This is a genomic window from Streptomyces sp. NBC_01351 (genome assembly GCF_036237315.1).
GTDB lineage: Bacteria > Actinomycetota > Actinomycetes > Streptomycetales > Streptomycetaceae > Streptomyces.
Window position 1 is genome coordinate 7,251,332 of sequence record NZ_CP108356.1, and the last position, 26,533, is coordinate 7,277,864.

General features: G+C 70.4%; 24 protein-coding genes. 15 read left to right on the forward strand and 9 right to left on the reverse strand.

Going from position 1 to position 26,533, the window contains the following annotated elements; all coding sequences use genetic code 11:
- Position 1 precedes the first annotated feature (1 nt).
- On the reverse strand, positions 2-1,123 hold the full coding sequence (locus OG625_RS33425; protein WP_329388437.1) for an alpha/beta fold hydrolase: 1,122 nt from the start codon (positions 1,121-1,123) through the stop codon (positions 2-4).
- Between the two features lie 93 nt (positions 1,124-1,216).
- Here OG625_RS33425 and OG625_RS33430 point away from each other — a divergent pair, with 93 nt between their 5' ends.
- Both OG625_RS33430 and OG625_RS33435 read left to right on the forward strand, forming a co-directional pair.
- Positions 1,217-1,429 (forward strand): MbtH family protein, encoded by a 213-nt coding sequence (locus OG625_RS33430; protein ID WP_329388439.1) that lies wholly within the window; start codon positions 1,217-1,219, stop codon positions 1,427-1,429.
- A gap of 38 nt (positions 1,430-1,467) precedes the next feature.
- Positions 1,468-3,051, forward strand: coding sequence for an amidohydrolase (locus tag OG625_RS33435; protein WP_329388441.1), 1,584 nt, complete (start codon positions 1,468-1,470; stop codon positions 3,049-3,051).
- Positions 3,052-3,116: 65 nt separating this feature from the next.
- On the opposite strand, the gene OG625_RS33440 is transcribed toward OG625_RS33435, so the two are convergent.
- Positions 3,117-5,060, reverse strand: a complete 1,944-nt coding sequence (locus OG625_RS33440; RefSeq protein ID WP_329388443.1) for an FHA domain-containing protein — start codon at positions 5,058-5,060, stop codon at positions 3,117-3,119.
- Positions 5,061-5,259: 199 nt separating this feature from the next.
- Between OG625_RS33440 and OG625_RS33445 the strand changes: the two genes are divergently transcribed.
- Entirely contained in the window at positions 5,260-6,840 is a 1,581-nt protein-coding gene (locus tag OG625_RS33445) for a serine/threonine-protein kinase (RefSeq protein ID WP_329388445.1), read from the forward strand.
- A gap of 67 nt (positions 6,841-6,907) precedes the next feature.
- Here OG625_RS33445 and OG625_RS33450 read toward each other — a convergent pair whose 3' ends face one another.
- Positions 6,908-7,231 (reverse strand): putative quinol monooxygenase, encoded by a 324-nt coding sequence (locus OG625_RS33450; protein ID WP_329388447.1) that lies wholly within the window; start codon positions 7,229-7,231, stop codon positions 6,908-6,910.
- A 99-nt stretch (positions 7,232-7,330) separates the two neighbouring features.
- Between OG625_RS33450 and OG625_RS33455 the strand changes: the two genes are divergently transcribed.
- Positions 7,331-7,924 carry a GNAT family N-acetyltransferase gene (locus OG625_RS33455; protein WP_329388449.1) on the forward strand — a complete coding sequence of 198 codons (594 nt, stop codon included), beginning with the start codon at positions 7,331-7,333 and terminating at the stop codon, positions 7,922-7,924.
- A gap of 43 nt (positions 7,925-7,967) precedes the next feature.
- On the opposite strand, the gene abc-f is transcribed toward OG625_RS33455, so the two are convergent.
- Positions 7,968-9,638, reverse strand: a complete 1,671-nt coding sequence (gene abc-f / locus OG625_RS33460) for a ribosomal protection-like ABC-F family protein (protein ID WP_329388451.1) — start codon at positions 9,636-9,638, stop codon at positions 7,968-7,970.
- Positions 9,639-10,047: 409 nt separating this feature from the next.
- Here abc-f and OG625_RS33465 point away from each other — a divergent pair, with 409 nt between their 5' ends.
- Both OG625_RS33465 and OG625_RS33470 read left to right on the forward strand, forming a co-directional pair.
- Entirely contained in the window at positions 10,048-11,247 is a 1,200-nt protein-coding gene (locus OG625_RS33465; RefSeq protein ID WP_329388454.1) for a S8 family peptidase, read from the forward strand.
- A 329-nt stretch (positions 11,248-11,576) separates the two neighbouring features.
- The gene (locus OG625_RS33470) at positions 11,577-11,939 is read left to right on the forward strand and encodes a transglycosylase family protein (protein ID WP_329388456.1); all 363 of its coding nucleotides are present in this window, start codon (positions 11,577-11,579) and stop codon (positions 11,937-11,939) included.
- A 55-nt stretch (positions 11,940-11,994) separates the two neighbouring features.
- On the opposite strand, the gene OG625_RS33475 is transcribed toward OG625_RS33470, so the two are convergent.
- Positions 11,995-12,933, reverse strand: a complete 939-nt coding sequence (locus OG625_RS33475) for a glycoside hydrolase family 16 protein (protein ID WP_329388458.1) — start codon at positions 12,931-12,933, stop codon at positions 11,995-11,997.
- Between the two features lie 374 nt (positions 12,934-13,307).
- On the opposite strand from OG625_RS33475, the gene OG625_RS33480 reads away from it, so the two are divergent.
- The 4 genes from OG625_RS33480 to OG625_RS33495 all read left to right on the forward strand — a co-directional run bounded on the left by OG625_RS33480 (position 13,308) and on the right by OG625_RS33495 (position 17,788).
- The gene (locus tag OG625_RS33480) at positions 13,308-13,742 is read left to right on the forward strand and encodes a hypothetical protein (RefSeq protein WP_329388459.1); all 435 of its coding nucleotides are present in this window, start codon (positions 13,308-13,310) and stop codon (positions 13,740-13,742) included.
- Positions 13,743-13,773: 31 nt separating this feature from the next.
- Entirely contained in the window at positions 13,774-15,924 is a 2,151-nt protein-coding gene (locus tag OG625_RS33485; protein WP_443067823.1) for a bifunctional polysaccharide deacetylase/glycosyltransferase family 2 protein, read from the forward strand.
- Positions 15,925-15,926: 2 nt separating this feature from the next.
- Positions 15,927-17,189, forward strand: a complete 1,263-nt coding sequence (locus OG625_RS33490; RefSeq protein ID WP_329388461.1) for an acyltransferase family protein — start codon at positions 15,927-15,929, stop codon at positions 17,187-17,189.
- A 377-nt stretch (positions 17,190-17,566) separates the two neighbouring features.
- Positions 17,567-17,788 (forward strand): hypothetical protein, encoded by a 222-nt coding sequence (locus OG625_RS33495; RefSeq protein WP_329388463.1) that lies wholly within the window; start codon positions 17,567-17,569, stop codon positions 17,786-17,788.
- Positions 17,789-17,875: 87 nt separating this feature from the next.
- On the opposite strand, the gene OG625_RS33500 is transcribed toward OG625_RS33495, so the two are convergent.
- From OG625_RS33500 to OG625_RS33510, 3 genes are all read right to left on the reverse strand, one after another.
- Entirely contained in the window at positions 17,876-18,217 is a 342-nt protein-coding gene (locus tag OG625_RS33500; RefSeq protein WP_329388465.1) for a MerR family transcriptional regulator, read from the reverse strand.
- A 1,101-nt stretch (positions 18,218-19,318) separates the two neighbouring features.
- Positions 19,319-19,522: a hypothetical protein gene (locus tag OG625_RS33505; RefSeq protein ID WP_329388467.1), complete on the reverse strand. Its 204-nt coding sequence runs from the start codon at positions 19,520-19,522 to the stop codon at positions 19,319-19,321.
- A 221-nt stretch (positions 19,523-19,743) separates the two neighbouring features.
- Positions 19,744-20,019, reverse strand: coding sequence for an isoamylase early set domain-containing protein (locus OG625_RS33510; RefSeq protein ID WP_329388469.1), 276 nt, complete (start codon positions 20,017-20,019; stop codon positions 19,744-19,746).
- 203 nt (positions 20,020-20,222) lie between these two features.
- Between OG625_RS33510 and OG625_RS33515 the strand changes: the two genes are divergently transcribed.
- The 5 genes from OG625_RS33515 (at position 20,223) to OG625_RS33535 (ending at position 24,838) form a co-directional block, all read left to right on the forward strand.
- Positions 20,223-20,420: a hypothetical protein gene (locus OG625_RS33515; RefSeq protein ID WP_329388470.1), complete on the forward strand. Its 198-nt coding sequence runs from the start codon at positions 20,223-20,225 to the stop codon at positions 20,418-20,420.
- Between the two features lie 486 nt (positions 20,421-20,906).
- Positions 20,907-21,263: a PRC-barrel domain-containing protein gene (locus tag OG625_RS33520; protein WP_329388472.1), complete on the forward strand. Its 357-nt coding sequence runs from the start codon at positions 20,907-20,909 to the stop codon at positions 21,261-21,263.
- 28 nt (positions 21,264-21,291) lie between these two features.
- Positions 21,292-21,465, forward strand: a complete 174-nt coding sequence (locus OG625_RS33525; RefSeq protein ID WP_329388474.1) for a hypothetical protein — start codon at positions 21,292-21,294, stop codon at positions 21,463-21,465.
- A 219-nt stretch (positions 21,466-21,684) separates the two neighbouring features.
- Positions 21,685-23,775: a SpoIIE family protein phosphatase gene (locus OG625_RS33530; protein ID WP_329388476.1), complete on the forward strand. Its 2,091-nt coding sequence runs from the start codon at positions 21,685-21,687 to the stop codon at positions 23,773-23,775.
- 205 nt (positions 23,776-23,980) lie between these two features.
- Positions 23,981-24,838 (forward strand): helix-turn-helix domain-containing protein, encoded by an 858-nt coding sequence (locus tag OG625_RS33535; RefSeq protein ID WP_329388478.1) that lies wholly within the window; start codon positions 23,981-23,983, stop codon positions 24,836-24,838.
- 132 nt (positions 24,839-24,970) lie between these two features.
- On the opposite strand, the gene exaC is transcribed toward OG625_RS33535, so the two are convergent.
- Positions 24,971-26,494: an acetaldehyde dehydrogenase ExaC gene (exaC, locus tag OG625_RS33540; RefSeq protein ID WP_329388480.1), complete on the reverse strand. Its 1,524-nt coding sequence runs from the start codon at positions 26,492-26,494 to the stop codon at positions 24,971-24,973.
- Positions 26,495-26,533: the final 39 nt, after the last annotated feature.

Here is a 26,533-nt window from a genome sequence, read left to right on the forward strand (position 1 = left end):
CCTAGCCGAGTGCCCAGGCGACATCCCGGAGCAGGGCGTGCCGCCAGCCCGCCCGGTCGTGGCCGGAGGCCGACCGCGACACCCGTACGGTCGCACCGGCCTGGTCGGCCAGGGCCTCGACCAGCTCGCAGTGCGGCAGCATCCGCGTCTCGTGTTCCCCCAGGTCGAAGGCGATCCGTACGCCGGACAGGTCGGGGCGCTCGCGCAGGCGCGCCGCGATGGCGCCGCCGACCGGGCCGGCCAGGGGGTCTGGCAGGTCGGGGGCGCCGGGCGTCCACCAGAACGAACCCGACTGGCAGGCGACCCGGGACACCAGGTCCGGGTACTCCAGCGCCGCGTACACCGCGCTCAGCCCGCCGAGGCTCTGTCCGGCGACCACCAGGCGGTGCGGGTCGGCGGGCAGGCCGGTTTCCGCGACCAGCGGCAGCAGTTCGTCCCGGACGGCCTCCCACAGCTCGGGCCCGCAGCCGAACTCGGCCTCCCGGTCCCCGGCCGGCAGGAAGACGAGGGTGACGGGCGGCATCTCGCCACCGGCGACGGCCGAATCGAACGCGGTCACGGCCGGGTGCAGGTACAGCCAGTCGTCACCGTCGAGCAGCAGCACCACCGGCCCGCCACCGCCGGCCGGATGGACCCGAACGGTGCGCCGCCCGCGCAGCAGTCCGCTGCTCCAGCGGACCCTGGCAGGGGGGACGGGCAGGACGTCGGCGGCGCCGATGAGGGGCCAGTGCGGCTGGGCCGGGGCGTCCGGGGTGGCCGCGATGGACCGGTCGCCGCCCGCGCCCACCGGGTTGAACGGGTCGGCGTACGGGGTGTCGCCCGCGAGGAACCGGTAGGTCACGCGCAGCCGCGCGGGCATGCGCACCTCGGCGTACCAGCAGTCCGTGTCGCCCCACCGGCGCAGGGGCACGGGCTCCGACCAGCTCTCGAAGACGATGCTCGCCGGAGAGCCGCGCCACAGGAAGAGGGTCACCCAACCCCCGTCGTCGGCAGGCACGGACGCGGGCGTCCCCGCCGCGGCCCAGAACGCTTCGGTACCGGGCTCGCCGGGCAGTCCGAACGCGGCGAAGGCGTCCTCCGCGCCGCCCCCGCGACCGGGGACGGGATCGGTCAGGCGTCGCATGAGGCCTCCTTGTGAGCGGCAAGGGCAAAAGCTAAGCTCGTCGCAATTAGGCGAGCCTAACCTTATCGGTAACTTCCCGTGGAGGCGCCGACCATGAGCACCAATCCGTTCGACGATCCGGAAGGCCGCTTCCTCGTCCTCGCGAACGACGAGGGCCAGCACTCGCTCTGGCCGTCCTTCGCCGACGTACCCGGAGGGTGGACGATCGTCTTCGGCGAGAACACCCGAGCGGCGTGCCTGGACTTCGTCGAGGCCAACTGGACCGATCTGCGCCCCCGCTCCCTCGCGCAGTCGATGGACGCCTGACCCACACCGGCCGACAACCACGGGGAACACCACCGCCGATGCTCTGCACCAGGCTGACGAACGCCCGCTTCCTCACCATGGACCCGGACCATCCGGTCGCCCACCAGCTGGGCATCTGGCGGGGCCGCATCGTCAGCCTGGACGAGGCGGTGGCCTCCTTGCCCGCACACGAGGTGATCGACCTTCAGGGAGCCACCGTGCTCCCGGGGTTCATCGACGCCCACGTGCACCTGCCCTGGACCGGTTTCAAGCAGAACACCCCGAGCATCGCGGGCCTCACCCGGATCGACGACGTCCTCGCCGTCGTGGCGCATGCCGTCGCCCGGAAGGACTCGCCCGGATCCTGGGTGAGCATCGCCGGTTACGACCAGCGCGCGCTGGGCCGCCACCTGACCGCCGCAGAACTCGACAAGGTCAGCCAGGGCCACAAGCTGTACGTGCTCCACGACTCCGGGCACGGCTGCGTGGTCAACACCGCCGTCCTGGACCTGCTCGCCGCGGACGTCCCGCACGAGAACGGCTTCCTCGCCGAGGGCGCGATGGGCGCCGCCCGCGCGCTGCGGCTCCCGTACTCCCAGCAGGACCTGGCCGAGGCGATCGGGCGTGCCGCCCGGACCTGCCTGGCCGAGGGGATCACCGCCTGCGCCGAGGCGGGCATCGGCGGCGCCCTCTTCGGCCACAGCCCGGTCGAACTGGGCGCGTACCAACTGGCCCGGGAAAAGGGTCTGTTGCCGCTCCGGGTGCAGCTGATGGTCTCCGCCGACCGACTCAATCCGGTCGCCGCTCACGCAGCGGACGGCATCCCCAAGGCCCTCGACCTCGGGCTGCGCACCGGCTTCGGCGACGAGTGGCTCTCCGTGGGCGCTCTCAAGATCTATACCGACGGCGGCATGATGGCCCGTACCGCGGCCCTGAGCGCCCCGTACGAAGGGCTCCGGCACGCGGGCCAATTGCAGGACGACCCCGAGGCGCTCGCGCAGTCGATCGTGGACGGGCACCTCGCCGGTTGGCAGCTCGCCGTGCACGCCATCGGCGATCGCGCGGCCGACGTCGCCCTGGACGCCCTGGAACGGGCCCAGCGCCTTCGCCCCCGCCCCGACGCCCGGCACCGCATCGAACACGCCGGCCTGATCCGCCCCGACCAGCTCCCGCGCTTCGCGGGGCTCGGCGTCAGTGCGGTCGTCCAGCCCAACTTCCTGCGTTACTTCGGAGACGACTACGCGGCCATCATGGGTGAGGAGCGGGCCAAGTGGCTGTACCGGGGCCGGGGGTTCCTCGATCACGGCATCCCCCTGGTCGGCAGCTCCGACCGCCCGGTGACGGACGGCTCCCCGCTGCGCGCCATCCAGTTCATGGCCGAACGCACCTCCGCGTCCGGCCGCCTGATCGGCCCGGACGAGAGCATCACCGTCGACGAGGCCCTGCACGCCTACACCGTCGCCGGCGCCCGCGCCTGCCACTGGGAGGACACCGCGGGCAGCCTCACCCCGGGCAAACGCGCGGACCTGGTCGTACTCGGAGACGACCCGCACCGCGTCGAGATCTCGCGCATCGGCGACATCGAGGTGGTGGCGACGTACGTCGACGGCCGGGCCACCCGGCCGCCGCCCGCTCATCGGTGACGGGGGCGGCGTGCATCACGCTGCTCGTCCGGTGCCGTGCCGCTGCCCGGTGCGCGGTGAGTGGTTCAGGACACCGCTTCCCGTAGGTCGCCGGCCGGCGCGGGGCTGCGCGGGTCGGCCGGGCGCGGGACGTAGACCGGCGAGTCCGACTGGTAGAAGAGGTCGATGTCGGCCTCCTCTCCGCCGACGATCAGGGTGTCCCAGGCTCCGCTCTCCTGAAGGACCCGCAGGGTGGCGGGCGCGACCGTGGCGAGGTGGGAGCGCAGTTCCGCGTCCGTGGGCATTCCGGGCAGCCGGGGCGCCAGCCGATCGCGGATCGCCGCCATCCGGTCGAGGAGCCCGTCGAGTTCGATGCCGACGCCGAGGTCGGCCCGGTCCGGCGCGGAACCGGTGCCACGTCGCGGTTCCGCACTGCGGGCGATGATGTCCTTGATCGCACGGGTGGTGCCCTGTTCGTCGGTGGTCACCATGGCGTTCCAGGCCCGGCTCTTGTGCCGGTACTGGAGCATGGACATGGCCGCCTCGTGCCGGATGAAGTCGGCGTCGCGCAGCGGCTTCCCCCGCCACGCGCGAACGAGGGTGCGGGCCAGGGAAGTGGCCGAGGCGAGACCGCTGTTGAGGCCCCGACCGGGCCAGAAGTGGATGGCGTTGGCGGCGTCACCCAGCAGGAAGCCGTACGTGCCCGGGCTCGTCGCGGTCGGGCGGTTCAGCTGGGCCGTGAACCTCGGGCGCTGCACCATGTCCAGCCGGAACGAGGTGATGGCCGACAGATCGTCCTCGGCCACGCCGAACAGGTTCAGGCCCTGCCGGATCTCCTTCCACAGCGGCGAGCTCCGCAGCAGGGCCGGCAGGAAGAGCGTCCCGTGCGTCGGGCAGCGGAACTCGTTGTCCTCCTCACGGCTCATCAGGCAGGGACGCGCGGCGATGCACTCCTCGAAGACCTGACGGACCGGGTCGATGCCGATCACGCTCTTGGCCTCCTCACGCGTGAGGCGCATGTTCAGGAAACCCTCGCCCCTCAGCGAGTTGAGCAGGAACCGGTTCTGCGACACGGTCAGCAGCACGCTCATCGGGTCGGACAGCTTCGATTTGACCCGGAGCCCGAGAACGACGTCCTGCAGGTGCTCCCCGTCGAGTGAGTAGATCGACGAGTCGGCCCCGCCGAAGCGGTCGCCGTAGTGCTCGCGGGTCCGGGAACGCCCGCCCTCGCAGATCGCCAGGACGTGTTCCTGCGCCAGGCGGCTCTGCTGCTCCTGCGGGTCGAAGCGGCTCGGAACGAGCCGGATCGCCGCCTTCGTGTTGGCCAGCTCCAGGAGCCGGTTCTCGATGTACGCGATCCGGATGTTGCGGGGAGGGCTCCCGTCGACGGAGTCCGGTCCGACGGGCCACATCTCCGAGTAGGCGCCTTCGTCGAACAGAGCCGACCGCACCTCCTCGGACAGCGCGAGGTACTGCCGGCTCTGCACGGTCACGACCTGCTGGCGGCGGACGTTGCCCTGCTCCTCGCCCTTCCAGACGATCCCGGAGTCCTTCCTGATCCATCGTCCGTCGTGGACGGTGATGGCCACGCGCCCGTGGAGCGTCTCCTCCAGGGCCAGCGCGAAGGCGAGACCCACCGGGCCCCCGCCGGAGACCGTGACCCGCAGCACGCCGGGGTCCGTGCCGACGCCCGCGCGCGGGACGTCCAGCTGGGAGAGGTTGATGACCGTCTCCATGGCGTCCTGCGCCTCGTAGAGAAAGGTCTCGTCACCGATCCGGACGCAGTCGTTCGGACGCAGCACGTGCCGGGTGACGCGTTCGTCGTTGACGTACGTGCCGTTCCTGCTGTCCCGGTCGTAGAGGACGAATCCGGCGTCCTCCGTGACGATCTCGGCGTGCAGCCGGGAGGCGCTGGGGCTCACGATCACGATGCCGCTGTCGCTCTTGCGCCCGAAGGTGAGGGGGGCGCTGCCCAGAACCACGCTCTGCCCCGTGAAGGGACCCGTGCGCCCTACGATGACCGATGCCACTCCACACTCCTCGCGAACGATGCCGGCTCCACCCGGTACACACACGCCGTCGGGGAGGTTTTGGTTCACGCCCTCCCGAAATCGAGCTTCTCCGGAGTCGCGTTGAACCAAACGGCCCGGTCCGCCCGTGGTGTTCGCGGCGGCTCTCGCAGATCGCGACGCCGGGCCGCTTGGGCAAGGAGTGGGGAGAACCACCGCGATGTACAACGAGGATTCCGTGCCGGAGCAGCCGGACGGTGGACGACTGGTCGCAGGCCGCTACCGCCTGCTGTGCCGTCTCGGCGAAGGCGGAATGGGAACCGTGTGGCGCGCTCACGACGAGACGCTGCACCGGGAGGTCGCCGTCAAAGAGGTGCGCGCCCCGCTCGGCGTGCGCGCCGCCGACATCGCGCGCATGTACAGCCGGCTGGAACGTGAGGCGTGGGCAGCCGCACGGATAGCCGACCGCAACGTGGTGACGGTGTACGACGTGGCCATGGACGACGACCGCCCCTGGATCGTGATGGAACTGATCCGCGGGCGGTCGCTGGCCGAACTGCTGAGCTCCGGGCCGATCACCCCGCAGCACGCCGCGCGCATCGGCGCCGAGGTGCTGGCCGCGCTCCGCGCCGCCCACGCCGTCGGCGTCGAACACCGGGACGTGAAGCCGGCCAATGTGCTGCTCGCCGACGACGGAAGGGTGGTGCTCGGCGATTTCGGCATCGCGATGGTCGAGGGCAGTACGGCCCTCACCATGACCGGTGAGGTCGTGGGCTCCCCTGAATACCTACCCCCGGAGCGGGCGCTCGGCCGCCCCTCCGGCCCGGAGTCCGACCTGTGGTCCCTCGGCGTGCTGCTGTACGCGTCCGTCGAGGGCATCTCCCCGTTCCGTCAGGACTCCGCGCTGAGCACCCTGCGCGCCGTCGTCGACGCGGAACTTCCCGCGCCGCGCCGGGCCGGTCCTCTCGCGGCCGTCATCGAAGGACTGCTCCGCAAGGAGCCTGCCGAGCGGACCCCTGCCGAGCGGGTCGCGGTCGCGCTGCGGGACATCGGCCGGGGTGTGCCGTCGCCCGCGGACGACGCCACCGCGTCGCAGGCCGCCCACACCGCGGCGCTCGCTCCGGGCCTCGACACGGGGTCGACGACGGCCGCCGCCCCCCTCGCCCCCCTGCCCGGCTCCGAACCGGAGACGACCGACGTCACCCCCCTCGAACCCGCCACGGCGGCGGCGACCGTGCCCCCACCCGTCGCGGACACCGGCCACTTCGCACCGCCCGCGCCGGCCCGCCGCCCGCGCAAGCGGCGCAAGGCCGTGGTGGGGGCCGGCGCGGCGGCTTGTGCCCTGCTCGTGGCGGGGCTGGGGTACGCGTTGACCGACCGGTCCGAGGGCAACGAAGCGGGCGCCGACCAGGCTCCCGCCGGGGCGAGCGCGTCCTTGCGGGAAGCCGGCACCACGCCGGCCGCCTCGGCCGTACGCGTCTCGGTGGTGGGCTCGAACACCACGTACGCGGGAGCCTGTCCGTCGCCGGGCCATCAGGCGCCCACGTTCACGGCGACGTTCACCGCGGCGGAGCCGACCCGGATCTCCTACCGCTGGGTTTCCAAGGACGGATCAGTGGTCGATCCGCACTGGCGCGTCCTGTCGATCGGGGACGAGGGAACCCGTACGAGTCAGGACACGGTGCGCCTGACGACGTACGCGAAGGCCGGAACGCTGAACAGCGAGATCGGCGTGGAGCTGCGCCAGCCCTTCGCCGGGACGTCCAACGCGGTTCCCTTCTCGATGACCTGCGGCGGCTGAACATCCGGCTCGGCCCGCGACCGGCCCGCGACCGGCCCGCGGTCCGCCCGCCGACCGTGAGCCGCGGTCAGTCGACCTGCAGCTCGCCCATCCGGCTCCAGCCGTCGGCGCCCTCGATGGTGGTGCTGACGATGTGGGGCGTACGGGTGACCAGGGGGCGCATGGTCTCCAGCGCGGTCCGGAAGTGCTCGGAGGTCACGTGCGCCTCCGCGGCGCCGTCGTGGAACGCCTCGACCAGAACGTAGGTGTCGGGCTCCTCAAGGCTGCGGGACCACTCGAACCACAGGTTGCCGGGCTCGGCACGGGTGGCGCGGGTGAACTCCGCGACCGTCTCGGGCCACTGCTCGACGTGTTCGGGCTTGACGGGGAATTTCACCACGATGAAGATCATCCAGACATTGTAGGCACCGTCCCCGACGGGGGCGCCGTTCCCGGACGACGGCGCGGAATTCGCTGGTCGCCCGGCTCCGGAGGCCCGTAGCATCCGCCCGTGATCGAGAACGAGTTGGACCTGGCGGCCGTGGAGACGGACCGAGTGACGTGTTGGCGGGGGAGGGCGGTCGGCCTCGCACCGCTCGATGCCGAAGACGCCGAGTTGATGCACACCTGGCGGTCCGACCCGGTGGCCGCTCTTGAGATCGGCTTCTGGCCGCGCTCCCTCACCTCACTGCGCGAGCGCATGGAGCGGGACCGGGACGATCACGACCGTGACGACTTCATGGTGTTGCTCCCCGACGGCACCCCGATCGGCCACATCGCGCTCGTCGATCAGGACATGGTCGACGGTACGGCGGAAGTCCACCTGATGATGGCCCCGGAGCACCGGGGGCAGAGCCACGGCACCGACGCGCTGGAGGCACTGACCGACCTCGCCTTCGGCGAACTGCCCATGCAGCGCGTCCAGGCCGTCACCCACACCGGCAACGCGGCCGCGCTCGGTGTCCTGGCCAAGGCGGGATTCGTACGGGAGGGAGTGCGCCGCTCGGCTTGTCTGCACCGCGGGCGCCGCCTCGACGTCGCCGTCCTGTCCCTGCTCCGTACGGAGTGGGAGGCGCTGGAACGCCCGAGGTCCTGGGACCTCTGACCGGAGGGGTCCCGCCTCCAGCGGACGAGGCGGGCCAACAGACCTAGACGTGCCGTACCGAGCCCGCCACCGGGGAGCCCGCCCGGAGTTCCAGGCCGGGGCCGGTGAAGGCGGAGCGGAAGCGGCGGTCGTGGGAGACGGCGACGACCGCGCCGCGGAAGGCGGCCAGGGCGTCCTCCAACTCCTCGACCAGCGCGGGGGACACGTGGTTGGTCGGCTCGTCCAGTACGAGCAGCCCGGCGGGGCGCGTCACGAGCCGGGCCAGTTCCAGCCGGCGGCGCTGGCCGACCGAGAGCGCGGCCACGGGCACGCGCAGGTCCTCCGCGCGGAACAGGCCGAGGCCGAGGAGCTGCTCGGCGTACTCCTCCGGGTCGCCGGGGCGTCCGGCCGCGAAGCCGTGCAGCAGCGGGTGCCGGCCCGGGTCGAACGCGACCTCCTGCGGGAGGTAGCCGACCGATGTCCCGCACCGCACCGTGCCCTGGTCCGGCGCGAGGTCTCCGGCGAGCACCCGCAGCAGCGTGGACTTGCCGGCTCCGTTCGGGCCCGAGACCAGCAGCCGGGCCCCCGGGCCGATCGCCAACTCCGGTACGTCCAGCCGCCCGTCGACCCGGACCGCGGCCAGTTCCGCCACGTACGGGGTGTCCTCCGGCGGGGCGCCGCCGTCCTCGTCGATCCGGGCGGCGAACCGAAGCGGCTCGGGAGGCGCCTCGACGGGCTCCCGCAGCAGCCGGTCCAGATGCCGTCGCGCCGCCCTGACCTGCCCCGACAGCTTGGCCTCGTGCGAGCGCCGGTGCTTGCCGAAGCCCTCCCCGGGGTCCTTGCCGCTGGTGGCCAGCCGCTGCCCCGCGGCGTCGACGAGGCGCTGCGTACGGGCGAGTTCGCCGAGGTATTCCTGGTGGCGCTGCTCGCGCCCCCGGCGGGCCGCCGCCCGGGCGGCACGGTAGCCCGCCCAGCCGTCCCCGTACCGCGTGACGGTCCGCAGATCGCGGTCGACCTCCAGCACGGTCGTCGCCACGGCCTCCACGAACGCGCGGTCGTGCGTGATGACCATCAGCGTCCCCCGGTGGGCGCGGAGCCGCTCCGCCAGCCACGCCACGGCCGGTTCGTCGAGGTGGTTGGTCGGCTCGTCCAACAGCAGCAGTTCCGGTGACGCGCCGAGTACGCAGGCGAGGGCCAGCCGGGACTGTTCACCGCCGGACAGCGAGCCGAGGGTCCGCTCGCGTCCGACGTGCCCGATCCCGAGCCCGTGCAGGGCGGCGTCGGTGCGGGCGTCGGCCGCGTAGCCGTCGCGGGCCTCGTACGCGGTGAGCAGGTCACCGTACGCGTCGAGCTCGGCGGGCCCGGCGTCGGCGAGCGCCGCCTCGGCGGCCCGGATGCCCGCCTCCAGCGTCCGCAGCTCGTGCAGGGCGGAGTCCACGGCGTCCCGCACGGTGCGGTCCGGCCCGAGACCGAGGGTCTGCGCGAGGTGACCGACGCCGCCGGGGAAGCTTCGGGTGATCCGGCCGTGGTCGGGTGCCTCGACCCCGGCGATCAGTCGCATGAGGGTCGACTTGCCGGAGCCGTTCTCGCCGATGACGGCGGCCTTCTCGCCGGGGCGCAGGGTGAAGGAGACCTGGTCGAGCACGACGCGGTCGCCGTAGGCCTTGGAGACGTCGGTGAGAGCGAGCTGCGCGGCCGGTGCGGTTGAGGCGGCGGTGGTGGTGGCGGGGCGCATGGGGAGTCCTCTGGGAGCGCGGTACCTGCTTTCCGGCGGAGGGCTGCGCGAACCGGCTACGCGGTGGCCGGGTCCGGATCGCGCAGCAGGGTCAGAGGAACAGGTAGTGCACGCACATGGGACCAGCATACTGCGGCCCGAACCGTCTCGTCTTGTCGATTCGGCCGCCTCCGCGGCCCCGGATCGCTATCCGAACGCACGGTTCCGCAGAGTTCCGAGAACGTGTGTGTTTCGCAAGGGAGTTCGCCTGAACCTGTGTGCGAGATGGGGGCGGTGTGGAGAGCCTTTTAAGAAACCTTGTTGAACAAGTCCTTACCCCCGGTTCGCCCTTGATTTGCTCCTGTCAATCGGAACAGGGTTCCTCAGAACGTTTGACGCCCCACACGTCACAACGAGGAGAACCTCCTACATGGCAACTCACAAGCGATCCAACGGCCTTCGCAACGCGGCCATAGTCACGGGCGCCGCAACAGCGGCCGCCGCGGCCTTCTTCGCGAGCCCCCTCGCCGGGGCGGCCACACCGGCCGAAGGAACGGTGCACGGACTCGGCGCCCCGGGCGCCGTGGACGGCAGCTTCGTCGTCATCCTCGACGCATCCGCGAACAAGGAGGGCCTGGCGAAGAAGTACGGCGGCAAGCTGGAGCGCTCCTACGGCTCCGAAGTCAACGGCTTCTCCGCGTCCGGCCTGACGGAGAAGGAGGCCAAGCAGCTCGCCGCGGACCCTGCCGTCGGCACGGTCGTGCAGAACAAGCGCTTCAGCATCAACGAGACACAGGAGAAGCCCCCGTCGTGGGGCCTGGACCGGATCGACCAGGCCGGCACGGCAGGTGACCAGAAGTACACGTACCCCGCCAACGGCGGCGAGGGGGTGACCGCGTACGTCATCGACACGGGCGTCAGGGTCTCGCACAAGGACTTCGGCGGTCGGGCCGCTCACGGATTCGACGCGGTCGACAACGATGACACCGCTGACGACGGCAACGGCCACGGCACCCATGTGGCGGGCACCATCGCCGGCACCTCACACGGTGTCGCGAAGAAGGCCAAGGTCGTCGCGGTGCGGGTGCTCGACGACAACGGATCCGGCACCACCGAGCAGGTCGTGGCGGGCATCGACTGGGTGACGAAGAACCACTCCGGGCCGTCGGTCGCCAACATGAGCCTCGGCGGCGGTGCGGACGAGGCCCTGGACGCGGCCGTCAAGCGCGCCATCGCCTCCGGTGTCTCCTTCGCCGTGGCGGCCGGCAACGAGTCCTCCGATGCCGGGCAGGGCTCGCCCTCCCGGGTGGCCGATGCGCTCACCGTCGCGTCCAGCACCAAGGGCGACCAGCAGTCGGAGTTCTCGAACTTCGGCTCCGTGGTGGACCTGTACGCGCCCGGCTCGGACATCACGTCGACCTGGAACGACAGCGATACCGGCGTCAAGACGATCTCGGGGACCTCGATGGCCGCTCCCCACGTAGCGGGCGCCGCCGCCCTGTACCTGGCGGCCAACCCGTCGGCGACACCTGCCGACACCGCCGCCGCCCTGACCGGGGCCGCGACGACGGGCGCCATCAAGAACCCGTCCACCGGCACCGCGAACAAGCTGCTGAAGGTGGCGCCGTAACGGCATCGCGCAGCGGGTCGGCGTAGGGCCGGGCGAGAGGCCCCGCAACGCCGTTCCTGCCGGGGCTCCGCCGAGCACCCACCGCAAGCGGCCCTCCACGCAGTGGAGGGCCGCTTCCTCGTCCCGCCCGGGGGTTGGCCGTTCCCCCGCGATGACGGCCTCAGGAGGGGCCTGGAGCGTCCGTTCGGGTGGCGTCATCCCTTCGCCGACGGCAAGTGCCGCTGGAAGCGCGTCGGTCCGTGCTGTGCTGTGGCCACGGCCCGAAGACGGCCGTACGCGGGCCCGCCCGCTGTTCGTGGCAGGCCCGCCCCAACAGCGAAGGAGGACTGATGTCGCGCCACCGCAGGGACCGGCGAAGCCGGAGCACGATGGGCCAACTACTGGCCTCCGCAGTCTTGTTCACCGTGGCTTTGCTGGACGTGTCCGGCGCCCACGCCGCCGCGGTCCACTCCAAACCCAACCCCGACTGGAACGCCATCGCCCGGTGTGAATCCGGCGGGAACTGGCGGGCGAACACCGGCAACGGCCATTACGGCGGGCTGCAGTTCACCCAGTCGAGCTGGAAGGCGGCAGGAGGCCGCAGGTACGCACCACGCGCGGACCTCGCCACGAAGGCCGAGCAGATCGCGACGGCGAGGAGACTCGCCAAGATCCAGGGAATGGGAGCCTGGACCTGCGCACGCCGCCGCTGAAGAGCGCGCTCGCACACCTCGGTCCGGGCGGTCCGAGCCGGCCCCCGGACCGGGGTCAGGACTTCGGCACGGTGTTGATGTAGTTGATGCCGGCGCTGTAGAAGCCGTCCACCGTTTTCTGGACGTCCGCCTGGGAAACGGCCTCACCGGCCTTGTAGTAGAACCAGTTGACCTTCATGTTCCATGTGCGCGCACCACCGGTGAACGGAAGGTCGATGAACCAGTTGCTGAAGTGGATGTCCATCTTCTCGCGCGGGACGTATTTGCCGGAGCTGGTGAACAGTTCCTTGCCGTCCAGGGAATAGGTGACCTTTCCGTTCACGAAGGTGATCATCATGATGTGCCAGCCCTCAAGGCGTTGCTTGAGCGCGTGGGTGACCCGGTCCGGCGGATCGGCCTTGTACCAGCTCGTGGTGTGGAGTTGCGAACCCACCGATCCCCAGCCGCCGTTCGGCAGGTACTCGTAGTCGAGTTCGCTGTAGTTCGCCGAGGAGTCCGAGGCGGAAATCGGGAAGAAGGTCTCGACGACGTGGTCGCCGTTGCGACCGCTCGTGGGCTTGTCGCTCAGGTAGACCCGAGCGGCGAAGGTCCCCGTGAAGAGGGGGGTACCGGTGCTCTGCACCTCGACCTGCCGGGTGCCCTGCTTGGTGCCGTCGGTGGAGGACTGCAGCTGCAGGACCCGGCCCCCCTGGGCGGTCGCGTCGGAGGGGAAGCCGGCGCCGGCAGCGGACCAGGTGTCCTTGATCCCCGGGCCGCCCCCACCAGTGCGGATCTCCCAGCCGTGGGCGGTGAGCGCGGGGTCGTCGGGGCCGCTGTAGTGGAAGTCGTCGAACAGGGTTCCCGGCGGTCCGGACGGGGTCGGCGAGGCGCTGGGGGCGGGCGCGGCGGCCTCGCCGGCGGGGCCGCCGGAGCACGCGGCGAGCACGCACAGGAGGGCGGGCAGCGTGAGCGCGGTCCACGCGCGGCGACGAGAGGTGCGGCGGGGCTGGCTCACACGGGCTCCTTGGGGCGTAGAGGCGGTACGTGGACACGCCCTTTGCATGAGGATCAACGGCTGATCACATGAGGGGGGTCATCCTAGGGTTCGGCGCGACTTTCGCCGACCCCGGCCCAAAAAGCGCTGATCATTTTCCGTAACCGGGCCGGCGGACTTACCGGTCGGTACTGTCAATTGCCATTTCGATCCGATTACGGAGCCTGAGCAGATCGCGCCAAAAGGGCACATCGAGCCCAAGTCGATTCGGGCCGGTGCACTAGCGTTCGCCCTGCCATCCCGCGGTCCACGTACCCTGCACTGAAAGGCCCCGCAAGGTGCGCTCAACCATTACCTCAATTGATCGCGGATCGGCGCACCAGGCACAGCCTGAAATGTCCGAGTCGAGCTTTGACGAGCCCGCTCCCGCACCGGTCTTCGTCGACCAGTCGGGTCTGCGCGGCCGTCTGCTGCGGGGCCTCGGCTGGCCGGTCTCCGTGGTCGGCGCGGTCCTGGCGGTCGCCATGGGCAGCAGCCTGATCGGTGTGCAGGCGGACGCCCCGGCGATGGGCATACCCGCGCAGCCCTCGCGGTCGCCCGCCCCGCCGCCCTCACCCGTGCCGTCGCTGTCGCCCACCCCGCCGTCCGCGGCGGCCGCGTCGTCCTCACCCCGGACGGCCACACAGTCGGCTACACCCCGGACGAAGGCCTCGGCCACCTCGTCGAAGGCCACGGCCACCCCGGCGAAGCGCACGGCCACCCCGGCGAAGCCCACGATCACCGCGCCGCCCGGGGCAAGGCCTTCGGGCCAACCGGCCAAGAACCCCTGATCGCCCGCACCACCCATCTCCAGGAGCGTCATTGTCCCGCCATCAGCGCCGCCGGCAGTCCCTGCTGAGGCCGCGCCGACTGGCCGCGCCGCCGCTGCGCTTCTTCATGCCGCTGTCCCTGCTGGCGTGCCTGCTCGCGCTCCTCGTGCTGCGCGGCCTCGCCACCAACGAGGCGTTCCACGACGACCGGATCGCGATCTCGGTCGACAAGACGACCGTGCCGGACCACCTGCTCAAGGGCGGTCCGATCATCGACGCGCGCGGCAGCAAGAACGCGAAGCCCGTGAGCTATCACATCCCCGACCGCACCGCGGTTCTGAGCTTCGACGACGGTCCCTCGCCGGAGTGGACTCCGAAGATCCTCGAGGTGCTCGCGGCCCGCAACGTCCGTGCGGACTTCTTCGTGACCGGCGCCATGACCACGCGCAACCCGGAGCTGATCCGGCAGATCGTCGCGGGCGGCCACGAACTCGGCGTGCACACCTTTACCCACCCCGATCTCGTCTACCAGTCCCACGCCCGGATCAGCTGGGAGCTGGCTCAGACGCAGCTGGCGCTGGCCGGCGTCGCGGGCGTCCACAGCGCGCTGTTCCGCCCGCCGTACTCCTCCGACGCCTCGGCGATGGACGACTGGAACTACCCGGTGATCAAGTACGTCGGCGCGCGCGGCTACCTCACCGCGTTCATCGACCGCGACACCGACGACTGGAGGCGTCCCGGAGTCGACGCGATCGTCAACGCGGCGATGCCGGCCAAGCCCGGCGCCGGCGCGCTGATCCTGCTGCACGACGCGGGTGGCGACCGCACCCAGACCATCGCCGCGCTCGAGCAGATCATCGACAGGCTGCAGGCCCAGGGCTACCGCTTCACCACCATCTCCGAGGCACTCGGTGCCTCCAGCGCCACCGTGCCGGTGCACGGTTTCCAGCTGTGGGCGGGCAAGGGGTTCATCTGGGCCACCCAGGTCGCCGTGCACACCCTGCCGGTGCTGGTCGGGCTGCTGGCCCTCGTCGGCTTCCTCAACTTCGGCCGGTTCGCGCTGATGCTCGTTCTCGCACCGATCCACGCCCGCCGCTCCAAGCGGCGGGACGCCTGGGGGCCACCCGTCATCGAGCCGGTCACCGTACTGGTCCCGGCCTACAACGAGCTCGAGTGCATAGCCAATACCCTCAACTCCCTTGCCGCCAGTGACTATCCGATCGAAGTGATCGTCATCGACGACGGCTCCACGGACGGCACCGCGGACATAGTCGAGGAGATGGACCTGCCGTTCGTCCGGTTGGTCCGCCAGGTCAACGGAGGCAAGTCCAGCGCGCTCAACACGGGCATCGCGGCCTCCTCGCACGACATCATCGTGATGATGGACGGCGACACCGTCTTCGAGCCGTCCACGGTGCGCGAGCTGGTCCAGCCCTTCGGTGACCCGGAGATCGGCGCGGTCGCGGGCAACGCCAAGGTCGGCAACCGCGACAGCCTCATCGGCGCCTGGCAGCACATCGAGTACGTCCTCGGCCACAATCTGGACCGCCGCATGTACGACATGCTGGGCGTCATCCAGACCATCCCCGGCGCGGTCGGCGCCTTCCGCAAGGAGGCCCTGCAGCGGGTCGGCGGGATGAGCGACGACACCCTCGCCGAGGACACCGACATCACCATCGCGGTGCTCTGCGACGGCTGGCGGATCGTCTACGCCGAGCGCGCCCGCGCCTGGACCGAGGCTCCCGCCAGCCTCCAGCAGCTCTGGTCCCAGCGGTACCGCTGGAGCTACGGCAGCATGCAGGCGATGTGGAAGCACCGCGGCGCGGTGACCGCCCGCGGCCCGGCCGGGCGCTTCGGCCGACTCGGGCTGCCGCTCGTCGTGCTGTTCGGCGTGGTCGCCCCGCTGCTGGCGCCGCTGGTCGACCTGTTCCTGCTGTACGGCGTGTTCTTCGGGGACGCCGGGATCACCCTCACCAGCTGGGGCGGTTTCATTCTGCTCCAGGCCGCACTGTCCTGGTACGCCTTCAGGCTCGACAACGAGAAGCCCTGGCATCTGATCAGCCTGCCGATCCAGCAGCTGGTCTACCGGCAGCTGATGTACATCGTCCTGTTGCAGTCCGCGATCACGGCGATGACCGGTGGCCGACTGCGCTGGCAGAAGCTCCGGCGCACCGGCGAGGTCGCCGTACCGGTGGAGGCCTGACAGTGACTGCATACATGGACCTCGGGCGCACCCAGGAAACCGTCCAGTTGAGGATCCCCGCCGCCCTGCGACAGCAGCAGGAGCAGGAGCGGGAGCCGGATCCCGAGGCACCGTCCACACGCAAGGGCGGCCGGGACCTCTATCTCGACCTGCTGCGCGCGCTCGCGCTGGTCCGCGTGATGGTCTACCACAACTTCGGCTGGTTCTGGCTGCCCCTCGTCTTCCCGTCGATGGGCGTGATGTTCGCGCTGGCCGGCTCGCTGATGGCCCGCTCGCTCAGCCGTCCCGCTCTCGGCGTGATCCGCGGCCGACTGCGCCGGCTTCTGCCGCCGATGTGGTTGTTCGGCGCCGTCCTGATCACCCTCCAGATCCTCGACGGCTGGGGCCCCGACTCCGACGGCCACCCCACGTGGTGGTGGACCAAGCTGGCGTTCTGGATCCTGCCGCTGAGCACTCCGCCGTACGGGGAAGGCCTGCCCGGTTTTGGGCTCGTGGACGGCGGCTGGGCCCTGCAGATCACCGTCCCGCTCTGGTACCTCCGGGCTTACCTGTGGTACGTGCTGCTCTCACCGCTGATGCTCTGGGCGCTGCGACGGCTTCCGTGGGTGACGCTGTTCAGCCCCCTGGCGCTGTTGATCGTCATGAACACGTTCTTCGCGGACCAGGAGTTCGTCTACGGCCGGGTCTGGGAGAACGCCAACGATTTCACCATGTTCGGCTCCTGCTGGATCCTCGGCATGGCCCACCAGGAGGGGCTGCTCAAGAGGATCCCGCAGTACGTACTGCCGTCCATCGCGCCTCTGGTCATGGTGGCCGGCTTCTGGTACCTGCAGACCCGCCCGGTCGATCCGACCGTGGCGACCGACATCGAGTCCTGGCCGATCGCCCAGGCCCTGTGGTCCCTGGGCTTCGTCGCCATCCTGCTCCACATGAGCCCGTCCTGGGAGCGGTGGCCCAGGCTGCTGGAACGGTGGAACGGACTGGTCGCCCTGCTCAACGCACGCGCCGTCAGCGTCTACCTGTGGCACCAGATGGCACTGGTGGCCGCGATCCCGCTGATCGACCCCCTCTGGAGCGTCCCCTTCTTCTACGACAACCTCCAGTGGCTGTTGGCCAGCCAATGGTTCACCCTGCTGGTGGCGATCCCGCTGGTCGGCCTCCTGATCCTGACCTTCGGCTGGGTCGAGGACGTGGCCGCCAAACGCTCGCCGCGGCTCCTGCCGTACCCGCGCCGCCGACGGGGCAGGCGCCGGGCCGCCGACTGACGGGGCTGCGCGGGGATCAAGGGGCCGTTTCGGAGCGATCCGAAACGGCCCCGCCTCTTCCGCGGCTCTAGAAGTAGCCGAGCTTCTTCGGGGAGTAGGACACGAGGAGGTTCTTCGTCTCCTGGTGGTACACGGCTCGTACCCCTGCTGACAAGCCATAACGAGCGCAGATGGTTCAGGCGGCGAGGTGCTGGTCCGGAACTGGTCCGGATCCGGGTTTTGCCCGAAGCGGCGACAACACGGACCACGATCCGCAGGCCCGGTCGGCCGGGGTCCTGAGGCAACCCCGCTGACCGGCCCGCCGTTTCGGCAGCCGACGCCCGCCGCCGTGCTCCAAGGCTTCGCTGAGAAGCGGGGACTTTGGATCGTGCGTGCCGATGGTCCCGACGCCCATCTACGGACCGAGGTGGAGGATTCCTTCCGCACAGCGCCACCTGCTGCGCATCTGCGTCCACCTGCCGGTCATCGACACGGGGATCGGCTGGACCTGGTACGCGAGGTCGGCCATCAGCACCAGGCATGACTTCAGGCACCTCAGGCGCCTGGTCGTCCTGCGGCAGGCCACATCTGCCTGCCTGCCCACCGGCCGCGGCGGCTGAAGGACCGGCCCCGGTGCGGCACACGGCCTCGGGCGCTCACCATGGGAGGCCCCGGTCCGCCGGACCGTTGCCTCGCAGATGTAGTCGTCAGACTGCGGACGACGGAGCGGATGATCCGGCGGTGCGGCGGTATTCGGCGTTGATGCGCTGGGCTTCTTCGAGTTGGTCTTCGAGGATGATGATGCGGCAGGCGGCCTCGATGGGGGTGCCCTGGTCGACGAGTTCCCGGGCGCGGGCGGCGATGCGCAGCTGGTAGCGCGAGTACCGGCGGTGCCCACCGTCGGAGCGGAGCGGGGTGATGAGGCGGGCTTCGCCGATGGCGCGGAGGAAGGCTTGGGTGGTGCCGAGCATTTCTGCGGCCCGGCCCATGGTGTAGGCGGGGTAGTCGTCGTCGTCGAGACGGCCGTCGAACGAGTCTTGTGCTGTCACTTGCACCTCTCTCTGTGGAACGCGTGGAGGGGCCCTGGTGCCGTACGGCACCAGGGCCCCGAAGGAACAGCTACACCATCTACCGGCCCTGGTACTGCGCCGGCCTTCTGTTTCCGCCGACCCGACCGAAATGCTGTCGGGGGTGCGGGGATCGCGGTTGCTTGACCGGAGACCACCTCACTATCGATGTCCTGCGGTACCCGGGCTCAGACCTCCGCCCGGGCGATCCTGATGGCGCTCGGCTCCTCCGTTCTTCCCTCGATGATCAACTGCTTACCAAGCGGGGGACTGCGTACTGCTGGTACTGCTTTCCTGCGTACTGCCGGTGATGCGAACTGCTCAGTGGCCTGCGATAGCACCACTCTTCGGCAGCCAGCCCCGTCGCCCGTCCTGCGTCTGCTCTGGCTTGGAACCCCACTGCCGAACTTCCCGGTGCGCGCGCCCGCAGCCGACGCCTTCACCGAGGTGCTGCTCGCTGACTTCACTGCTGGGTACTGCGTACTGCACTTACGGGTACTGCCACTGCGTCAACTGCGGTACTGCTCACGGCGGCCCCTGATCACTGCGGGCCACCCGGTCCGGTCGTCAGTCCCGTCGCCGTCCTGCAAAAAAACTGGCTTCGGAACTCCACCACCGCACCGTCCTGCGCACTGCAACTACGTGTACTGCGGGTCCTGCTGCCCGGCAGTTCGTCTCTGCCAGGCCCTGCTGTCTCTCTGGGCTACGAGAGAAACCATAACCACGCCACCACTCAATGTCTACTCTGGCCAAGATAGATTTTCATTCGTGCCGAGGAGAGCTAGGCCATCACGGTCGGTCTAGGATGTGCAGAGCAGCCTGCACTGCAGGTCAGGCGCTCGGGATGGCCACAGCCGAGGCCAGTGACCCGGGAGGGCCCGCGCCGTTGATACCGGCAACACGTGCCCTTGACCCACACCCCCGTGCGCTACTGGTGGGGGCGACGACCTGTGGGGGATGGTGTGACACAAGGGCCGGGCAAGGCGGCGGGAATCGCCCCGCAGACCAGGGAAACAGTCGGGGACGCCGCCGCCCTGCTCTATCTGTGCGAGCAGCCGTACCCGCCGCGGTGAGGTACGACGCTCAGGCGCGGCCGAAAAGGTCGCCGGCGCTCATCCGGCGCCGGCCGCCGGCCGAAAGGCCCGGGCGGCGGGGCACTTCACGGCCCTGGGCGAGCCACTGCCGCTCCACGGCGTCGTAGATCGGCGCATCGGATGCCTGCCAGAACTCCTCCGCCGGCTGGGCGAATCCGGCCCACTCCGGAGGCGAAACGGTTTCCTGGTCCATGCCAGGTCAAACGAATCCGGCCGACCGTTGTGGCGGTACGTGACCGTTCCGTCATGAACCCGAGGGCCCTGGAAGTGACCCGGGGTGTGAAGACGGCCCCGCCGCCGGGCGCGGTAGCAGGGCCGTCACACGGATTCCGGCCCGTGGGGGTGGCGGGCCGGCAGGCACGTGTCGCCGTCCTCGACGCCGACGGGCGCCTCACGTCACGCCGGTTAGGCCGTTCAGGTATGCAGGCGACTGTTGGGGCCGACCCGGTCGCCGGCGCTCTCGTCGTTGAACCAGTAGTCACCGGCGGCCAGATACCGGAAGGAGTGGGTGCTCTCGGATGGCAGCTCGACCGTGACGGCCCGCCTCCCGTCCTTTCGCGGCCGCAGAGTGTGGACGCCGGGCTGCCAGTCGTTGAAGTCGCCCACCACGCTGACCGGCCCGGGCGGGGCGTCGGCGGGAAGGATGAAGGTGACCTCGGTGCGGTCCTTGCGCAGCGTGCGCTCCAGCATGGGGATCGACTCCTGACGGCTCGGGCGTGTGGGGCTGCGCCCATCCTCGGCACCAGACCCCGAGTCCGCATTCCGACGCATCCGCACAGGGCTGCGGACATCACGCTTCCGCCACGATCCGTAGCTGACATGGTGCGAACTGTGACGCTTCGTGTGAGCGTGACGGGAGGAATCCGCACCCCACGCATCAAGGAGTCGCCGTCATGGGCGGTACGCAGGACAAGCGCCAGGAACCGGGCAAGGAACGCGAGGAGCAACAGCGCCCGCAGCGGCCCGGCCAGGACCCGGTCCACCCCGAGCCCGGCACCCCGTCCCGCGGAAAGAGCCCCGACGAGGACAAGCGGCGCCGCGAGGAAGACCCGCTCCGCGACGAGCGCGACCGGCGCGACGAGGACTTCTGACCAAAGTGGCGCCCCATGCACGCACGCACAGCCCGGCCAGACGCCCCGTAGTCACCAGGCCCGGCTCTGTCACGCCCCGCCCAACCGCCTGCGCGGCCTCCTGCTGTGCCCGTGGTGAGCGTTCCGGAGGCGCAGAAGCACGCCCGTTCAGCCACGCTTTCTCTGCCGGCCCATGCGGACGGCCCGGACAGCGGCGGACACGGCGTGGGGTCCCGGAAGACGACAGCCCGGGGCCCCACACTCGGCTGACCCGCGCCTCGGGAATGCTGAACAGCCGCCAGAATGCCCGCAGCCCCGCCTCCGGCCCGGGGGGCTCGCCGTACGGCGCAGGCCAGTGCACCCGCCCTGCCCCCAGCGGTACCCACCTGTCCGGCGCCACTGCCATCTCGACGCAGCGGGGTGTCCGGGCTGGTGCGGGCGGGTTTTGCGGAGCAGGCTGAGAAATGCACCGGATCGGGCGCACCACTGTGCGAAGGGAACCCAGGGATGATCCAGATCGCGGATATCCGTGAGTGGCGGACCCACGACGTAGTCGACGCCGGCGGCCACAAGATCGGCACGCTGGAGGCCGTCTACGTGGACACCAGCACCGACGAGCCGGCCATGGTCACCGTCCAGGTCGGGCTGCCCACCCGCCGCCACCTGGTCTTCGTCCCGCTGAACGGCGCGATCGTCGGGCCGGGATACGTCAAGGTCGACTACGACCGGTCGCTGGTGAAGAAGTGCCCGGCGATCGGGACGGACGATGTCCTGCCCGTCGAAGACGAGGCCGCGGTGTTCGCGCACTACGGCCTGCCCTACCAGCCGGGCGCGAACGGTGAGCGGCAGCTCGCCCGCCGCTGACCGGCCCGTCAAGAAGGTGCCTTACGCCATGACGCTCTTCCTGATCCTCGTCATCGTGGCCATCGTGCTGGGCATCATCGGCGTCGCCGCCGAAGGACTGCTCTACCTGCTCATCATCGGTATCGCGGTTTTCGCCGCCGCCCTCGTCTACCTGGTCGTGCACCTGCGCCGCTCCGGCCGCCACCACCGCACGCTCCGCTGAGACCTCTCTGGAGGCTTCGGCCACCGGCCTGCCGGGCAGCGATGCGGCGGCCATGAGCCCTCGAAAGGGACAGCCGCCGCTTCGCCGGACAAGGTGGTGCTTCCCGGTGTCGTGGTTCGCCGACATGCTCCGGGTAGTGCTGGTCCGGTGTGCGGGCCGGGGCGGGTGGCCCGCGGCCGGTTCCGGGGCGGATACTGGCAGGGGCTTTCGAGGTCCTGGATGTCAGCGATGGATGGCGCGGTGCCGGCACTGACGGTGACCGACGGCCAGGGCGTGGCCCGGGGTGCCGGCGGGTGGATGGGCGCGGTCCCGGTGGCCCTCGCGGTGACCGGCGCGGACGGGCGGATCATCGTGTGGGATCCGGTGGCGGAAGAGCTGCTGGGTTACAGGGCCCAGGAGGCCGTGGGTCGGCACATCGTGGACCTGCTGCATCCCGATGCGCACCGGACTCTGGGCCGGGCGCTGTGGGAGGACGCGGCGGCGGGATTCGGTGTGATGGGGTCGGTCACGGTGTGGCACCGTGCAGGGCGCCCGGTAGAGCTGGAGATTTGGGTGCGCCCTGCGGCCGGACACACTGGTGGTGAAGCCGAGGGCGGTGTGCTGGTCTTTGCGGCCGATGCGCACGCCGCAGCCCGGATCCGAGGGTCCTCGGTGGTGTGGGACGGGTTGTTCTCCCATTCCCCGGTCGGGATCGCCGTGTTCGACACAGGGCTGCGGTTCCTGCGGGTGAACGCGGCCTTGCAAGCCATGAACGGGCTGCCGGAGGCCGCGCACGCCGGAAAGACACTGCCACACGTACTGCCTGAGGTGAACGCCGAGCAGATGGAAGCGGTGATGCGCCGGGTACTGGCCACAGGCGAGCCCGTGCTGGACTTCCGCCGCACCGGCCGCACCCCGGCTGACCCCGACCGCGACCGGACGTGGTCCGTCTCCTGCGTGCGGCTGGAGGATGCCGAGGGTCGCCCGGTGGGGATCACCACCTCGATGACCGACATCACCGCCCAGGAAGAGGCGAAGGCTCAGGCCGAGGACGGACGGCGCCGCCTCGCCCTGCTCAACGACGCCAGTATCCGCATCGGCACGACGCTGGAGCTGGACCGTACCGCCCAGGAACTGGCCGACGTCGCGGTCCCACATCTGGCGGACGTCGTCACCGTCGACCTGCTGGAATCCCTCGCCGCCGGTGGAGAACCCGGCCCCGGCCTGATCGGCGGAGCGGCTCTGCGCCGGCTCGGCAAGGCCCCGCAGGCCGGCTCCCAGGTCGCGGACGTGCTGGCACCGCTGGGGCGGACCCTGGCCTTCCCCTCCGCAGCCCCCTATACGCAGGCCCTCGCGCAGCGCCAGCCGTTCCTCCTCGCCCACCTGGATGCAAGGGCGATTGCGGCGGCGGCCCGGTACTCGGACGCCCCCGAGCGGCTGCGGCGCCTGGGGGTGCACTCCTTCATGATGGTGCCGCTGGTTGCCCGCGGGCTGGTGCTCGGGCTGGCGACGTTCTACCGCACCGGTGCGCTGGGGCCGTTCGGGGAAGCGGATGCCGTCCTCGCCGGGGAGCTGGCCGCCCGCGCGGCGGTGTGCGCGGACAACGCCCGCCTGTACGGACGCGAGCATGACACCGCCGCAATTCTCCAGCGCAGCATGCTGCCGCAGCACATCACCCCGCCGCCGGGCATCGACATCGCCCACCGCTACCTGGCGGCCAGCGATGTCAACGAGGTCGGCGGGGACTGGTACGACGTCATACCATTCTCCGGCGGCAAGGCCGCCCTGCTGATCGGGGACGTCATGGGCCACGGCATCGCCGCCGCGGCGGTGATGGGCAGGCTGTCCTCCACGGTGCGGGCCCTGGTCCGCCTGGACCTGGAACCCGTCCGGGTCCTGGAGCAGCTGGAGGCGGTCCTGGCCGACCTCGCCGACCCGATGCTGGCCACCTTCCTGTACGCGGTGTGCGACCCGGCCACCGGCCGCTGCCAGATCACCCTCGCAGGACACCCCCCGCCGGCCGTCGTCACACCCGGCGGACACGCCCGTCTGCTGGACCTGCCGCCCGGAGCACCGCTGGGCATCGGCGGCATCACCTTCACCACCACCGAGCTCACCCTGGCTCCCGGCAGCCTGCTTGTCCTCTACACCGACGGCCTCGTCGAAGCCCGCGGCACCGACATCGACGACCGCCTCAGCGAACTCACCCGCCTCCTTGCCAACCCCGGCCCATCCCTGCCGGACCTGTGCGACCAGCTCATCACAGAGCTCGTGCCCGGCTCCGCAGACGACGACATCGCGCTGCTCATCGCCCGCATCGGCACCGCGTAGGGGTCTGTCGTGACCCGAGCGGTACCGGCTGCCCGTACTTGGCTCCGCGTACTACGAGCCCGTGGTGTCCGGCACGGCGGCGAGGTGAAGTGACGCCTGGCAGCACGACTCGTTGATCATTACCGCACGGCGAATGCGTTCGCCAGGGCCCGGCCGTGGCATTCCTGTGCCTGGTAAACGGTCCCGAGTCGGAGGTGCTCCGCCTGTGGCGGCGAACGGAAATCCCACTGTCAGAAGGCGCCGGCTGGGCGCGGAGCTGCGCCGGCTACGCCTGGCCAGTGGCCTGACGAGTACGCAGGTGGCCGAGCAACTGATGATCTCCCAGCCTAAGATCAGTCACTTGGAGAACGGTCGCCGTGCCATCAATCCCCGCGATGTGCGGGACCTGTGCGGCCTCTACGGGGTCACAGACCAGCGGGTCGTCGACGCGCTGATGCGGATGGCCGGGGAGTCGGGCCGGCAGGGTTGGTGGGTCGCCTTCGGCGAGGTCCCGTACAGCGTCTACATCGGCCTGGAAACGGAGGCCTCTTCGATCCGCTCCTACGAGCCCTTGGTGATCCCCGGCCTGCTGCAGTCGCCCGCCTACGCAGCCGCCGTCATCGCGGAAACGATCCCTCTGGCCACGCCTGAACAGGCCGCCGCGCGACTTGAGCTACGGCTGCGCCGTCAGCACCGGGCCCACCACCCGGCCCGCTCCTTCCGCCTATGGGTCGTGCTGGACGAATCGGCATTGCGTCGCGTGGTCGGCAGCCCTGGCATCATGCGCGAACAGCTGGAGCACCTGAACTACCTCAGTACCCAGCCGCACATCACCGTGCAGGTCCTCCCGCATGACGTGGGGGCCCACCCGGGCATCTCGGGACAGTTCTCCATCCTCAACTTCGCAGACGCCCCCGGGAAGGGCACGGTGTATCTGGAACGGTTCACCAGCGACCTCTACCTGGAGAAACGATCCGACGTGCAGCATTACAGCGTCATGTACGACCATCTACATGCTCAGGCTCTGAACCCGGCCAGCACCCGCCAGTTCATCACTCGCGCCGCCGAGACGTACGCCGGATAGCGGGCGTAAGGGCGACGGCGCGCAACCCTTCGCCAACGCGGTTTTCCGGTGCTGCCGTGGACGGAGCGCTCCAGGGATCAGAGAAGGCGCCTGACGGATAAAAGCCCAGGTCAGGCGCCTTCTTTTGTGGACTTAGAAGAAGCCCAGCTTCTTCGGGGAGTAGGACACCAGGAGATTCTTCGTCTGCTGGTAGTGCTCCAGCATCATCTTGTGGGTCTCGCGGCCGATGCCCGACTGCTTGTAGCCGCCGAAAGCGGCGTGGGCAGGGTAGGCGTGGTAGCAGTTCGTCCAGACGCGGCCCGCCTGGATCGCCCGGCCCGCGCGGTAGGCCGTGTTGATGTCGCGGGTCCACACGCCCGCGCCCAGCCCGTACGACGTGTCGTTCGCGATCCGTACGGCGTCCTCGAAGTCCTGGAAGGAGGTCACCGACACCACCGGGCCGAAGATCTCCTCCTGGAAGATCCGCATGCGGTTGTCGCCCTCGAAGACGGTCGGCTGGACGTAGAAGCCGCCGGCCAGATCACCGCCGTGGTCGATGCGCCCGCCGCCGGTCAGGATCTTCGCGCCTTCCTGCCGGCCGATCTCCACGTACGACAGGACCTTCTTCAGCTGCTCCTCGGAGGCCTGTGCGCCGATCATCGTGTCCGTGTCCAACGGGTGCCCCGGCACGATCAGTTCCGTACGGGCCACGGCCGCGTCGAGGAAGTCCCCGTACCGGCCCCGCTCGATGAGGGCGCGCGACGGACTCGTGCACACCTCGCCCTGGTTGAGGGCGAACATCGTGAAGCCTTCCAGCGCCTTGTCGCGCAGGTCGTCGTCCGTGGTCCAGATGTCGTCGAAGAAGAGGTTCGGGCTCTTGCCGCCCAGTTCGAGGCTCACCGGCTTCAGGTGCTCCGCCGCGTACTGCATGATCAGCCGTCCCGTCGACGTCTCCCCGGTGAAGGCGATCTTCGCGACGCGTGGGCTGGAGGCGAGCGGCTTGCCCGCCTCTTCCCCGAAGCCGTTGACGATGTTCACCACGCCCGGCGGCAGCAGGTCCGCCACCAGGCCGAGCCAGTAGTGGACGGAGGCCGGGGTCTGTTCGGCGGGCTTCAGGACGACCGTGTTGCCCGCCGCCAGCGCCGGGGCCAGCTTCCAGACCGCCATCAGGATCGGGAAGTTCCACGGGATGATCTGCCCGACCACGCCCAGCGGTTCGTGGAAGTGGTAGGCCACCGTGTCCTCGTCGAGCTGGCTGAGCGCCCCCTCCTGTGCGCGCAGCGCTCCCGCGAAGTAGCGGAACTGGTCGATGGCCAGAGGCATGTCGGCGGCCAGGGTCTCGCGGATCGGCTTGCCGTTCTCCCAGGTCTCGGCGACCGCGAGGGCCTCCAGGTTCTCCTCCATCCGGTCCGCGATCCGCAGCAGGAGCGTCGACCGCTCGGCCACGGAGGTCCGGCCCCAGGCCGGGGCGGCCGCGTGCGCCGCGTCCAGGGCCCGCTCCACGTCCTCGGCGCTGCCGCGGGCGACCTCGGTGAAGGTCTGGCCCGTCACGGGGGAGGGGTTGGCGAAGTACCGGCCGCCCGCGGGCTCGACGTACTCGCCGCCGATGAAGTGGTCGTAGCGGGACGCGTACGACATGAGCGCCCCCTCGGTACCGGGCGCAGCGTAACGGGCCATGGTGTCCTCCCCTTGCCGGGCGCCGGCCACCGTCGGACA